This is a genomic window from Spirosoma panaciterrae DSM 21099 (assembly GCF_000374025.1).
Classification (GTDB): Bacteria; Bacteroidota; Bacteroidia; order Cytophagales; family Spirosomataceae; genus Spirosoma; species Spirosoma panaciterrae.
Map to the genome: position 1 here is coordinate 22,776 of NZ_KB893209.1, position 12,882 is coordinate 35,657.

Sequence of the window (12,882 nt, forward strand, 5' to 3'; positions counted from 1 at the left end):
CGCTCATAAGGCTTTATATATAGGAATCCAACGGATGCGGGTCCACTTCTGGCTTAGTAATCTGGTTTTCAACAGCCAAGGGCTCGTTTGCTTACTTTCTTTCGATTTGACACGAATCATCCATTACTTTCTGCACGATTTGGCATCTAATTCATTGCGATTGTCTTACTGTGAATTAAGTAAGCACAGTTACGGTGGATATTCAAACGCCCGATCAGTTGAATCGGGTGTTTTTTTTACGGATACCTCCCCATTTAATCAGTATAACGAGTAGGTTTACCGTTTTAATCTATTTTTAATGTTAATCTAGAAGGTATTTGGAAAGCACTTAGGTTGAGAACAAAAAGCCTGGCTTCGCTTGAAGTCAGGCTTTTTTCATCTTGGAGTAGCCTGTGTCCACGCCGTAGGCCTGCATTAAATTCCAGTTATAATCGACTGACGCACACAACATTTTCTCCCGACAGTCTGTACATAGTAATGAGAATTTATTTCGTGTGAATAATAGTAGATGACAGGTAAGCCCGGATTCGAATTTGAATCCGGGCTTATTTTTGGCATAAATTTCAGCAAGCCCTTTTTCGACCCTGATCCCAACGATTTACCCACGATTATCTCTCAGCAGTCGCATTTCAGAAAGAAATTCCCGGGGCCGAGAAGAAATAAGTTACTATTCATATGTAAGTGGCAACAATGTTGCTTACAACCTTATATCCTTTATCCAGCGTTTCCCTTGATTCAATCAGAATAGACTATGTCGACCCGACGTAGTCTATTTTTTTAGAATTCCTGAGAATAGATACTTTCAATCAGGAAGCGGATAGCTGACTATTGAGTGGATACAATCTCAGCCATCTGATAATCTGCTACGACGCAGTTGGCGCCCCCCAATCAGCGCCCAAAAAGCATCGCACGAATCGACCCGCTCCTGCGATCTGACGTCGGGATCGTTGCGCCCCGAGCTTTCGACCGTTTACTCAAAATACCCACCCTGATGCACCGTATAATCAACTGTTTAAGCAATTCCCCACACCTACACAACATTCCTATTTACTTTGTATACTTTCCACAAAGTACTTATTGACCACTAATCTCAATCACTTTATTTCAACTCTGATTATGTTGCCGAAACGCTACTCATTTCCTTCCATGCCGACCTTACTGGTCGTAAGCATTTTCCTGTTTGGCGTTGTTAGTTGCGTGATACAGGATCACCGAATTCCCATGCCCGAAGGTCTGACGGCCGTTCAGGGACCACCTTTTGCATCTGGATTAAAATCACCCATCGGCCTTACCGACGACCCCAAAGGTAATCTGTGGGTTACCGAAGCCGGTAGTGGTACGGTCAATAATGGCCAGGTAACGGTCATTACACCAGCAGGTGCCAAGTATCCAGCTATTACAGGCTTTGTGTCTGCGATCAGCCCCGAAAATTCGCCGGAAGGTCTTAACCACCTGGCCTACAGAGACGGCAAACTCTACATCCTGCACGGTGTAGAAGAAAAACTGTACATTGTTGATATTTCAGGTTTCGTTCCTGGCGTCAGTTCACCTATCCTAGCCAGCACACTCACGGGTATTGACATCGGCACTTTCGTTCGCAAAGCACACACGAACGCACCTGACCCGGAAGACTCCAACCCGTACAACCTCACTTTCGGGCCGAACGGTGATCTGTTCATAACCGATTCGGGTGGTAACGCCATTATTCGCCGGGATAAAACAACGGGTACACTGAGTGTATACGCTATTTTCCCCGATACACCCAACCCAGGTTTTCCAAATGCCCCAGGCCCTCCTACACTCGATGCTGTTCCTACGGGTATCGTCTTCGATGGTTCGAACTTCTTCGTTACTTCGCTGGTCGGATTTCCGTTCCCGGCTGGGCAGTCTAAGATCTATCAGGTGGCCGGTGCCGGTACGCCCCCCCTTTCGCCTTCCGTTTATAAATCAGGCTTTTCGGGTTTAACCGACTTAACCTTCTCGTCTGGCGGCCAACTGCTGGTTACGGAGTTTGGCTTTTCGACTACTGCCCGGGTAGCGAGCGGTCAAGATCCAAACAAGACCCTATTTACACCAGCCATCACCCCTGTCGACATTCTGCTGAGTTCAGTCGGTACAGACACCTATTATGTACTGTATTATGGCCCCGGAATCATTGTTAAAATGACGGCCAACTAGGCTCAGGCCATTTACCGATCAGATCATGCCCGCTACTCCAACAAGTAGCGGGCATGACTGTTTATAAGTTCCCCCTTGATACTAAGCACTCTAACGCTACTTTCAAACGACGGGCAGATACCTCATTGAATCGAATAACTCGACACGCTACATATTTCTGGTAAATTCAGGTGTACATTTACCTATATTTCACTAAATAAACCGTTTATATAGCTGACTATCGAATCGCCAGTTAGGTTTGGCTGTGTATAAACCCATGAAAATGATTTCCTTCTGTTCCACTATAGTCTTTTTGAGTGGATTAACTAGCCTGAGTCTTCCTTCGGCGCGGGCAATGGTAGTACCCCTCCCCCACACCCTTATCATTGACTCGCTGCGGATTGAAAAAAAAGACGGAAAACGGTTTATCCTGCATCGGGTCGATGAAGGGCAAACCCTTTACGCTATCTCCCGAAAATACAAACGATCCGTAGCCGAGATAAAAGCGGCCAACCCCGACATGAAAGAAGCGGTTCGTTATGACCAGCTTATCCTGATTCCGGTTCCAGATGGTGCACTGAGCCGGAAAGAAGAGAAGGCCATTGATAAAGCCATAAAGAAACAGGAAAAAGAAGCCAAACGGGAAGCCCGCGAACGAGAAAAAGAAACCGAGAAAGTCGCAGACGCAAGAACCGTAGCTAAAGCTGAGAGAGCGCCGGAAAAGGAGGTTAAAAAACCGGACGATCCAGCCCAGTCAGGCATCCATGTGGTTGAAGTGGGGCAAACTCTGTACAGCCTTGCGAATCGATACGGTGTTTCGCAGGCCGATATTCGCAAATGGAACAATTTGCCGGGCAATAATGTGCTGATTGGACAACCACTGATTGTTTCCGAAAAAGCCTATCTGGATCGAACCCCATCCAATGCAGTAGCCGCCACCAAATCGACCGAAACACCCAGCCGCCCAACGCCATCGCATCCGGTCGATACTAATACCCATGAATCTCGCCCCCACGATACCCGGCCCACTACCCGCACCGAACCCAAGCCTGACCACCGCAACGAAACGGATACGCCCACGCGCACCTCAGCTCCTGGCACAAAGCCTGCCGAACCAGAGCCGGAGCCGCCCCGTCCCGGCAACGATGCGCCAATGCCAACCCAGGGCCGTCGTATCTCCTCGAGTGGTGTAGCCGAAATGATCGACGGTACTGATGGCTCCGGTAAATTCCTTGCCCTGCACCGGACAGCCCCCATCGGAACCCTGGTACAAGTCCGAAACGAGTTCAATAATCAGAGCTTATGGGTAAAAGTTATTGGCCGACTCCCCAATACAGGCATCAACGATAAGATCCTAATTAAGCTCTCAAGTCAGGCTTTCGCGAAACTTTCGCCCGAGGATCGGCGTTTTCGGGCAGAGGTCAGTTATATTGTGAAATAAGTTATGGAAACTAAAGAAGAACGGATTGCTCGTAGACACCGGGAACGCGACGAGGAGATGAAAGCTTCGCCCGGTTACATAACCTTCAGTATTATGTTTACTCTGGCCTATCCGTTCATTGCCGTTTTTACCTTTGTCATGTCTACTTTGCTGGCGATCTTTTCAGGCATTTCACGAGCCCTGGCCTGGGTAGTCAGTGGTGGAAAAAGTAAATGATACCCAACCATTTTTCGTCCCTACATAATTTTCTGGATGCAAAGGCCGATCAATACAATCGGCCTTCGTTCATTGAGCGCGACCCGATCAGCATACCACATCGGTTCAGTCAGAAACAGGATATTGAAATCATGGGATTCTGGGCGGCCGTACTCGCCTGGGGCCAGCGGCCTGTGATCCTGAAAAAATCGGCCCAACTGGTTGACCTGATGGATGGCACCCCGTACGATTTTATTCGGAATCACCAGGAAAGCGACCTGAAGCGTTTCCTTTCGTTCAAACACCGGACCTTCAACGCCACCGACGCGCTCTATTTTCTCCACTTCTTCCGCCAGTATTACCAGCAGTACGACTCCCTGGAAGATGCTTTTTTACCCCATTTATCCGCTTCGTTACAGCCATCCCCAACCGTCGAAACGGGTTTGATTGCGTTTCACGACCGATTTTGTGGCCTTACGGATTTCTTTCCAGAGCGCACCCGGAAACACATTGCTACCCCTGCCCGCAACTCATCCTGCAAACGGCTTCTCATGTTTCTGCGCTGGATGGTTCGTCAGGACGATCGGGGGGTTGATTTTGGCTTATGGACTCGCATTCAGCCCAGCCAGTTGGTGATGCCTATTGATGTACACGTGAACCGGGTAGCGCGCCAATTAGGCTTACTTATCCGGCCACAAACCGACTGGAGAGCCGCTCTGGAACTGACCGAAACCCTGCGTCAATTTGACCCGACGGACCCCGTTCGTTATGATTTTGCTCTGTTTGGGCTGGGCGTCGAAGGCGAATTATAAACTGTATGGCCATTCTGGCTACCTTTATCCCAATTCTCTTTTTTTATTGGGATTAATAAAGGTTAATAAACAAACATTAGCCAAAACGGATTACCCAAATACGAACTTGTCAAACGAACAGGATGCCATTTCAGATCACTACCCAATCCTTTGGCCCTCTCCCAACGGGCAGTACCCCACTTACCGAATACCTGCTCGAACACACCGAAACGGGTGAATTCATATCGGTAATTCCAGAATTTGGAGCGGTTTTACGTCGATTAGTGCTCCGCAAGGGCCACCATCTGTTTGCGCTGATCCAGGCTCCCGAATCTCCACAGGCACTCATGGCCGACGAAAGTTATGCCAGTGCCTTCCTGTATCCATTTGCCAGCCGGATTCGGCATGGCGTTTATCGGTTTGAAGGCACTGACTATGCCATAAAAATGAACGAAGTTCATCGCGACAATGCCATACACGGCTTTGTCCATGGGCGCCCTTTCACGGTTGTCAACGAAGAAGTAACCCCAACCCACGCCCAATTGGTACTCCGTTACTCGTATCAGGGCGATACATTCGGTTATCCATTTCCCTTTGTCCTGACCATTACGTATCAACTAACCCAGGCGAATCAGCTCGCGCATGGTAGTAACCCTGCCGGCGACCGGATGTGCGCACTGAAAATTACCTATACTGCTCAGAATACAGGCACTACGCGAGCTCCTGCTGCCTTTGGATGGCATCCGTATTTCACATTCACGGAAGATGCTGAACGAACGGCTGAGTTTGTTGACGGGATGACGCTATCGTTGCCAGGCCGAACGGCTATCGTACTCGACGATCACATGATTCCGGTTAGTCGCTATCCGTTTCAACCGGCCGAAGTGATTGATCTGCACAAACGCCAGTTGGACACACCCTTTCAAATTACCCCAACCAGCCTGCCTACCGACCATGAATCGTTTGCTGAAACCATTCTGACCTCAGGAGAAACAGGTGCACGGCTGATTGTTGGACAGCAAACCGGGGAAGGGAAAATGAACTACCTCGTTTGCTACACCCCACCCCGGCGCGACAGTATTGCCATTGAGCCGCAGACCGCCAATGTAAATTCCTTCAACAATGGCGAAGGATTGACTATTCTAGGCCCCGGCGACACACTTTCCGGTACCATCTGGGTGCGGCTGGATTAGCCTGGTGGTTGAGTAGGGCAAATACCTACTCAACCATTTACAATTGCCGGAATTTGATGTTTCGATACCAAACTGTACTGCCCCAATCCTGAAGGCCAATGCGTCCGTTGTAGCGGCCTTTACTGATCGGCGCATTTTTGAGTTTACTTTCGGCTATCCGTTTTTTCCATTCAGCGCTGGAAATATCGTACTCATGGATAACAAAGCCATTGACAGTCACCGTTAGTTTGTCGTGTTTTAATACAACATGCACTTTATTCCACCCGCCTACTGGCCGAATCTGTCGTACACGCGCGCTGGCAACACTGAAAAAATCACCGGCACGATGTTTAGTGTCATCGGCCCTTTCATAAATGGCATCGTCTAATACCTGCAATTCCAATCCAGTATCGAAACTATTTTTGTATTGGGATTCCTCCTGGACGAAAAAGAAGATACCGCTATTCGTAAATCGCTCGACTTTCCATTCGATTTTAAACTCAAAATCGCCTGAGAAAACAACATCCGTTACTAGATCACCACCGTTAGGCGTTTTGCTTCCAATCTGATTGGGTAGATTTAGCTTTAATGCATCCCCGTCTATTTGCCAGGCAGCCCCGATACCTTTAGTACCATAGCTGTGCCAGCCAGCCAACGTATGTCCGTCAAATAACAATTTCCACCCCACTTTTTTTTCCTGAGCTGTTAGCCTGTTGGGTTCCTGCGCACGCATAGGTATATACGTAAAACAAAACAGAAGGGTAAGAAGGAGAAATAGACGAGCAGACATAATACAACTTTGATTATATGGTCATCTATCTCTAAAGAAAACCCGATACTGAAACTCATCGATGTCCGACCTAGGCAGATCCGTTTTATGAGCCTATGGCATGGAGCCCTTGTTCAACAACACCCTGTTTACTCGTCTCAAATCAGGAAGTTTACAAATTAGGCAAGCCAATAAGACGTTCATCACAGCAACCCCATACGCGTCAATACCGACCAGACAACTTGTTTTTACAAACTGATCCAGGCGGCATTGCTACTAACCCCCGGTTTTGACCTGCGCTTTTTGAACAACACAATGCCCGCCCCCAATAGCCAAACCAACCCACTGGCCGTGACCAAGTCTACCCAAGGTATATCACCCTGATCGGCCTGAGGTTGTATATCAATCAGGGTATTATCTTTAAGGGTCAACGCAATCGTAAACTGGTTGCTATCCTGCAAAATAAAGCTTCGGGCTTTGCCCCCATCCGGATAAATTTTCAGTAAACAATAGTGGTTTTTCAGACTGGCAAAGCACCGCTGGCTTATGGTCAGAGTTTGTAAATGTGAGGGCATTTCGGGCAAATCAAAGCGAACATCTGTCTGATGATTCAGAATGAATAAACCCTTTTTTAGCGCTACGGCCTGATCACCGTTTGCTCTAATCTGTATGTTTTCCCGAAGTTGGTCCTCAATTAATTGCTGGAAAGCTTGCGCCTGGATTGGCTCTGACGGTTTGTAGACGCCTTTGTTTTGTAAGGCATTCTGAAAAGCGGCAAGGCTCGCACCAACAAGCAGATTCCATTGCTTATTCTTGTTCTGAACGAAAATAATCGTTGAAATCTGCGGGTTGTGCGCCTGTAAGGAGCTGGAAACGACTATAAACAGGATAAAGAACAGGCTCTTTTTCATAAGCTCAATTTAGTAGCAATGTTGAAGAATATGCAGGCTCAGAAACTTACCGAAAAAGAGCCTTGCGCCCCTCGAAAGCTACTGATAAAACTATTGCTGCCAGCCGATGCCACATGATAATGGTATCCTCTGGTTTTGTCATAATGCCCACGGTTTGCATCAAGGTCAGTAGGTTCATTACCGCTTGCATCCAATCGTTCATACAAGCCATAACCGTCCATAGCATACCCAATCATAGCCGCATGGCCGTCACTTTGGGCGACTTTTTTGGTGAGTCCGGTGGCAGCATGATAATGATAGCCAGTAGCCGTATTGACGTGGCCTCCTGCATCGTCCATTGGAGCCAGCGTATGGGCTCCCAGAATGGCGGATGTAGGGGCCGGTGGATCAAAATTAACCCCATTAAAAGCGATACCTACCACCGTTCCCATACCCTGAATGGAAGCCGACTTGCTTAGTTTGACGGGTTTCACAGGGATATAAAACGTTTTTTTCAATCCCGATACATAGGATGGCTGACATTCTACGCAATAGTTATTATAGGCCGCATCGACATTAGGGCGGGCAGCCGCTTCACAGGCAGCTTTTGTGTTGGTCACTTTTATACTCCCATCGGCATTGTATAATTTCCAGACGGCATCGTTATAAAAAGTGGCCAGATTTTTAACAAATGCCCCATCAACATCATACACCTTCCCCCCTTCAAACCAAATCCCCCCTTTGCTGGCATTATCGGTAATGTTGGTTGGGCACCAGGGCCCTACCGAATGCTCAGTAGGTGTATTGTTGGTAACAATTTTATAGCAGACGGCCGAAGTGCCATCCGAAAGGGTCTTTGTTATTTTGGTTATAGGCTCGGCTAAACCCGCCTGAATAAAAAGGCCGGGATCGACCTCAACCACAACTTCATCAGTCGGAGTAACCGTTGTTGATTCATCGCCTTTATTACAACCTAGTGAAAGCAGAGACACGATCCCCAGGCAAACAACTGTTAAGGCAGCGTTTTTACCGTTTTTGTTGAAAAGCATAGCTAACTGGAATTTGATACCAGTTGCTTAGACGCTTTCCCTCCTTCGTTCCTACGCCTTAAATCGTTTTGATAAATAAGTTTGTTCTGCATACGAACGCATTCAACTGGCAATCAACCCCTTACTTTATCTCTAAAATTGTATTGCAGAACTGTATTAGGCTACGTGCGATGACCGATGTTGTGCATCTTTCTAAAAAAAGCCCTGTACTCTATATGGAACGGCCGACAAGTCAACCGGCCCGTAGGCTGACTTGTCGGCAGAACCTGGTAAACGAATAACTATAACCTCCGTCTGTATCCACAAAACTGTTTGGCGAATCCTGTTTTATGAAACAAGCAACATGGAGCGTAAACCGATTAAATAGGTTTCTTGAAAAGGATGCCTATTTAAGGTTTTCAGAAAACCTAAAAAATCACTTTACTACTTCACTAATCTGGATGGTAGGGCTGATGTTCGTGTATTTTGGAAAATCTGCCCTGATCGCATCTCGATTAGGAGCGATAGCAGCCTGATAATCACTAAGACTTTTTACATAGAAACTCCCAATAGCCATAAACGGCAATGGAGAGTTAGGCATTCCATTGGCAATCCCTTTTTCTATGGTATACCGGACCAGATTAGCGCCGAGTAAACCTGCCACAAACGGCATATGGCTTTTTTCATAATAATCCATATCGAACGTTTTCCCTTCTGAATAGGGGTACAAAATGGATACCTTAATCAAACCCTTATCGGCCCCTCCCGTCTGTTTATCGGATTTAGGAGAGTTACCCTGCTGAGCCAGTGTTGAAAAACATAGGCCAAAAGCCAATACAAATGCGGCAAATATTATTTTCATGGTATTCCTGTTTAATTGTCCGGCACGAAGCTAAAAAGATCCAGCAGAAATCCGATTTTTCTATCCAAAAGTTCAGAACATTGGCTTTACTAGCTCCCCATCTGGCAAGCCTGTCTTATGAAAGGTCGCTCAGCTTGCTCAGGCATCAGCCCACAACCATCAAACTCATTGGAGTCATTTTTTCCGGATTATAGACCTTATACTCTCTTTCCCCTCCACCTTGCTGGGCTGCGGGGCGAACATCCTGTCACCCCGGAAAATCACTTACGTGGAGGGGACAACAACGTATTATCAAAGCTTTTTTTATATAATGCTTTGACCACTAATCCAATAAATCCTTTCGCACAACCCAGTCCTGCCAATCCGTTATAAGCTGTATTTCAGCAATGATTCCGCTCTGTCTAAATTGTGGTAAGAGTGGCGAATGGCGGAATTCCCAGGGCGTTAGTACAATTGCATCCTTGGGCTCAATCTGGTCTCCAGTAATATCACAAAAGAAATGATCTCGTCCAGACATGTCAGCAAGCGTGATAGCCTCTTCGACCCGGGTTTTCTGGTCACGCTGCTCGGGCCATTCGAAACGTGGATGAAACCGCACAGGTATTCCTAACTGCTCTATGGCTTTTATCGATCGCTCTAACTCAGGGGGAATCATACGACGATGACGCCTACCGTTTAGCATTAGCATTGCATTTGGACCATGATGCTCTAACATCTGTAGCCACGCAGTATCGGCACTTGGGGCGAAACCAACCTTCGAAGTTGCTGAAGAGGCCGAGTACAAATGCCCCCAAACGACCTTCTGGGGGACGACGCGTTCTAACCCGGCAGGAACGTTTAATCTACAGCCAAATACTTCACGACTACCAGGTTTTGCATCACCACCATTAGGAGTAGCTATTACATGCCAAGGCAGCAGACGGTCGCGCCAGACAGTTGGAAAAGCGCGAGGTAATAAGCTCACCAAGCCGCCCGCCGATTGGGCGGCTTCTAAAAGCTGACGGCGCATTCGTAGAAAGTCTTTAAACGCTTCGTCGAGCCCTTCACCAACTAACCAAGGCAACGCTTTAAAATCGAGTTTTGCCTCCATAGCCTCTATATCTGCACCAATTTCTTCTAAAGCAGTTCGCCCCCACAGCCGACGTGAAAGTTCATCTACCAAAGCAGCCGCTTCCTCATCGGGCATGTCAAAGCGACCTGCCTTGCCGAGTTTTTCTATCATTATGCTTAAACGGCGCTCAGGGGCAACTAAGCTGGCATCTGGCTTCGAACCTACTCCGAAAAAACGACCGCAAAGAGCTGTCACAAACAAAGCTGCTGCAAGATTTGGGTTTAAAACAACCAACCCTTTTTTATCTGTCGAGCAACCAAGCACACCGCACACAGCTTCAATAGTTCGGTATGGCCCTTCCTGAGGAAGGGAATGTACATATCTTTTCATTACTGCAAGAGAATCCTCTATTCCGAAGCAGTGTTCGATTGAAAAGGTCTGGCAACTCTGAGCCAAGCCTTCCATTTGTGCATTTCCACCCAGATGGATGACCTGATCACCAAGGCTCACAGGCGCATCAAGCTGGCCCATGAAGCTTTTCAAGTTCTTCGCCAACCGTGCCATTTCGATGATATTCGGTGCTGGTTCTGCAATACCTAAACATCTGCGGTGAACGGAATTATCATAAATCTCAACCGGAAACCAGACGGGCTCACCGCATTTCTTAGCATGAGCCAAAAGAGGATTGACGTTACTGGCCAGGATAAACAGGTCACGGAAACGACGCGCACCATAGTTAGTAAGGCATGTGTCGAGATAGTGACGCTTTTCGTGCCAGATACTGGAAGCGAACCAAAGCATTCGAGACCGCAGAATATCTTCTTTTGGTATATCCAAAAGCATCTTTGAGGGGTCTTCTCCGCGCACGGCTGCCCTTATCGCTTCATTTGCGATGGCAGCTTCACGCTCCATCAAATTCCCTGTTGTAGTCCAAATGGCCAGGGTCGCTGGGTCAAAATAAGCGGTAGGTATCATTCAGGTACCATCTGAGTCACTTCTAAATCAGACGTCTCACCCTGGAGCCGCCCCAGGGACTTCCCAACCATAGAGTCAGAGACAGAAACGACGCCTTTCCGTTTTTTTAGTTCCTCGCGTAGTGCCTTAAGAAATGTCAATGCCGCCGTGGCTGTCGAAAAAACAACTGTTATAAACCCCAGCAACTCTTGGACCTCTGGTAAACCAACATTCATTGGCCTACTCGCATCTAAACTTGTGGGTTCTGAAATTTGGTCTATTTCTGGTCGTTCCTTCGCCCAAGCAAGGATTATTTCAATTTCTTGCTCTGAACCGGTCAAATCAATTGTAGTTGACATTTAGGTAGTTCATTTAAGTGTAAAATGTTCGTTCAAGGCAATCGGCAATATTGATACCAAGAAGTAGTAGGGTCGTTTATGGTGGAAACTAATACCATACTTCCTATTTTGCTGAATCACTTTATTAAGCGGTCTTAATCTAACCTGCTAACATAATTTGGGGCCTTTGGCTTGTCGATGAGAGCTGATAAACGAGCAAAGCCACCTTGTTACGAGCCGGGCGCTCTGTCGCAGACAGATGAACCACGCGGAGTAACTACCTTAAATAATTGGCCTAGGAACTACAGCCAGTGTTTCATGAAGCGAGGTTAGTATCGCTTTTAAGCCCGATTGCGAGCACCAATATTCGTTTATAACACCGCTTGTCGAGTAAGTGGAAATGTTAAAGCCGTCTTCAATATCGTTGTACCAGATTACATGCTTTCCCAAAATGGCAACTACCCAAAAACCTTCTCCTTCATCTCCCATTGGATAATTCTGCCACTTTTGAGGAGGTATTTTGATGAATTCCCAAAAAGAGGACACCACTGTACCTTCAATATCTAATTCGCAGTCTAAAACTAGGTTCTGCAATTCGTCAGCAGATATTGGTTTCCACATAGATTCTCTTTTTCTATTACACGTGCCCATCAAAGGCGTTTGTTTTGTCGCACGAAACCCACCTAATTGTTCAGGATCGGCTATTGGCGCAGTTCTCGTGTCAACCGAAGCAGACTAACGAACCCAAAGTTTACCTACTGAGTCGCGCGACCTGTCGCCGGGACGATGGCAAACACGCTTTTTTACTGCTTTTGCGAGACACCCAACGCCAACAGGGGCTGATGGATGGACGCTACGTGCCTGAACACACGTACCTGCACCTTTACACCCTCGTTTGGTTGGGCTGTAGACTCTACCTCGGGACGTGCGTCCTGTCACACGGCAGCTACCCTGCGCGAAGCAAAACATTATTGATTCGTGAATAAGCTTATAATAAACGTATCTTGTTGTCGGTATGGCAAAATACAAACAATCAGAGTACGAACTACTCCGCCGACGCTGTGTCGAACTGGATCAGCAGGGTTGGAAGCAGGGCCCTATTGCGCAAGCACTGGGCTTGACCCAAGGCTGGGTTAGTCAGACCCTCAAGAAATACCGACAGCAAGGCATAACAGCCTTGCAATGGCGAAAACCCACTGGAGCGCCCACTCGGTTAACAACCGACCAACTTGAT

At 47.3% G+C, this 12,882-nt stretch carries 13 protein-coding genes; 6 read left to right on the forward strand and 7 right to left on the reverse strand.

The genetic code is table 11. The annotated features are described in order from the left end of the window. Window positions 1-1,116: 1,116 nt before the first annotated feature. The 5 genes from B153_RS35945 to B153_RS0126620 all read left to right on the forward strand — a co-directional run bounded on the left by B153_RS35945 (window position 1,117) and on the right by B153_RS0126620 (window position 5,777). On the forward strand, window positions 1,117-2,178 hold the full coding sequence (locus B153_RS35945) for a ScyD/ScyE family protein (RefSeq protein ID WP_020599799.1): 1,062 nt from the start codon (window positions 1,117-1,119) through the stop codon (window positions 2,176-2,178). Window positions 2,179-2,440: 262 nt separating this feature from the next. Then, window positions 2,441-3,598, forward strand: a complete 1,158-nt coding sequence (locus B153_RS0126605; RefSeq protein WP_157634889.1) for a septal ring lytic transglycosylase RlpA family protein — start codon at window positions 2,441-2,443, stop codon at window positions 3,596-3,598. Between the two features lie 3 nt (window positions 3,599-3,601). Beyond that, entirely contained in the window at window positions 3,602-3,814 is a 213-nt protein-coding gene (locus tag B153_RS0126610; protein ID WP_020599801.1) for a hypothetical protein, read from the forward strand. Continuing rightward, window positions 3,811-4,605, forward strand: coding sequence for a TIGR02757 family protein (locus B153_RS0126615; RefSeq protein WP_020599802.1), 795 nt, complete (start codon window positions 3,811-3,813; stop codon window positions 4,603-4,605). Before B153_RS0126610 ends, B153_RS0126615 begins: the two co-directional genes overlap by 4 nt. A gap of 122 nt (window positions 4,606-4,727) precedes the next feature. After that, window positions 4,728-5,777 carry an aldose 1-epimerase gene (locus tag B153_RS0126620; protein WP_020599803.1) on the forward strand — a complete coding sequence of 350 codons (1,050 nt, stop codon included), beginning with the start codon at window positions 4,728-4,730 and terminating at the stop codon, window positions 5,775-5,777. A gap of 37 nt (window positions 5,778-5,814) precedes the next feature. Here B153_RS0126620 and B153_RS0126625 read toward each other — a convergent pair whose 3' ends face one another. The 7 genes from B153_RS0126625 to B153_RS35950 all read right to left on the reverse strand — a co-directional run bounded on the left by B153_RS0126625 (window position 5,815) and on the right by B153_RS35950 (window position 12,269). Further along, window positions 5,815-6,489 carry a 3-keto-disaccharide hydrolase gene (locus B153_RS0126625; protein ID WP_020599804.1) on the reverse strand — a complete coding sequence of 225 codons (675 nt, stop codon included), beginning with the start codon at window positions 6,487-6,489 and terminating at the stop codon, window positions 5,815-5,817. Between the two features lie 284 nt (window positions 6,490-6,773). Further along, entirely contained in the window at window positions 6,774-7,436 is a 663-nt protein-coding gene (locus tag B153_RS0126630; protein ID WP_020599805.1) for a hypothetical protein, read from the reverse strand. A gap of 38 nt (window positions 7,437-7,474) precedes the next feature. Then, the gene (locus tag B153_RS0126635) at window positions 7,475-8,464 is read right to left on the reverse strand and encodes a YHYH protein (RefSeq protein ID WP_020599806.1); all 990 of its coding nucleotides are present in this window, start codon (window positions 8,462-8,464) and stop codon (window positions 7,475-7,477) included. Between the two features lie 415 nt (window positions 8,465-8,879). Next, a complete protein-coding gene (locus B153_RS0126640) occupies window positions 8,880-9,305 on the reverse strand; it encodes an EthD family reductase (protein WP_020599807.1) in 426 nt (141 codons plus the stop codon). Window positions 9,306-9,627: 322 nt separating this feature from the next. Further along, window positions 9,628-11,331, reverse strand: coding sequence for a hypothetical protein (locus B153_RS0126645; protein WP_020599808.1), 1,704 nt, complete (start codon window positions 11,329-11,331; stop codon window positions 9,628-9,630). Next, complete coding sequence (locus tag B153_RS0126650; protein WP_020599809.1) at window positions 11,328-11,669, reverse strand: hypothetical protein; 342 nt, start codon at window positions 11,667-11,669, stop codon at window positions 11,328-11,330. Before B153_RS0126650 ends, B153_RS0126645 begins: the two co-directional genes overlap by 4 nt. A gap of 261 nt (window positions 11,670-11,930) precedes the next feature. Then, window positions 11,931-12,269, reverse strand: a complete 339-nt coding sequence (locus B153_RS35950; RefSeq protein ID WP_040762141.1) for a hypothetical protein — start codon at window positions 12,267-12,269, stop codon at window positions 11,931-11,933. A 394-nt stretch (window positions 12,270-12,663) separates the two neighbouring features. Between B153_RS35950 and B153_RS0126660 the strand changes: the two genes are divergently transcribed. Further along, a partial coding sequence (locus B153_RS0126660) for a helix-turn-helix domain-containing protein (RefSeq protein ID WP_020599811.1) occupies window positions 12,664-12,882 on the forward strand: 219 nt, incomplete at its 3' end.

What these genes read in the sequence shown, in the direction of transcription:
- B153_RS35945 (WP_020599799.1), top strand. Translation starts at nt 1,117, where the DNA reads ATGTTGCCGAAACGCTACTCATTTCCTTCCATGCCGACCTTACTGGTC.
- B153_RS0126605 (WP_157634889.1), top strand. Translation starts at nt 2,441, where the DNA reads ATGATTTCCTTCTGTTCCACTATAGTCTTTTTGAGTGGATTAACTAGC.
- B153_RS0126610 (WP_020599801.1), top strand. Translation starts at nt 3,602, where the DNA reads ATGGAAACTAAAGAAGAACGGATTGCTCGTAGACACCGGGAACGCGAC.
- B153_RS0126615 (WP_020599802.1), top strand. Translation starts at nt 3,811, where the DNA reads ATGATACCCAACCATTTTTCGTCCCTACATAATTTTCTGGATGCAAAG.
- B153_RS0126620 (WP_020599803.1), top strand. Translation starts at nt 4,728, where the DNA reads ATGCCATTTCAGATCACTACCCAATCCTTTGGCCCTCTCCCAACGGGC.
- B153_RS0126625 (WP_020599804.1), bottom strand. Translation starts at nt 6,489, where the DNA reads ATGCGTGCGCAGGAACCCAACAGGCTAACAGCTCAGGAAAAAAAAGTG.
- B153_RS0126630 (WP_020599805.1), bottom strand. Translation starts at nt 7,436, where the DNA reads ATGAAAAAGAGCCTGTTCTTTATCCTGTTTATAGTCGTTTCCAGCTCC.
- B153_RS0126635 (WP_020599806.1), bottom strand. Translation starts at nt 8,464, where the DNA reads ATGCTTTTCAACAAAAACGGTAAAAACGCTGCCTTAACAGTTGTTTGC.
- B153_RS0126640 (WP_020599807.1), bottom strand. Translation starts at nt 9,305, where the DNA reads ATGAAAATAATATTTGCCGCATTTGTATTGGCTTTTGGCCTATGTTTT.
- B153_RS0126645 (WP_020599808.1), bottom strand. Translation starts at nt 11,331, where the DNA reads ATGATACCTACCGCTTATTTTGACCCAGCGACCCTGGCCATTTGGACT.
- B153_RS0126650 (WP_020599809.1), bottom strand. Translation starts at nt 11,669, where the DNA reads ATGTCAACTACAATTGATTTGACCGGTTCAGAGCAAGAAATTGAAATA.
- B153_RS35950 (WP_040762141.1), bottom strand. Translation starts at nt 12,269, where the DNA reads ATGTGGAAACCAATATCTGCTGACGAATTGCAGAACCTAGTTTTAGAC.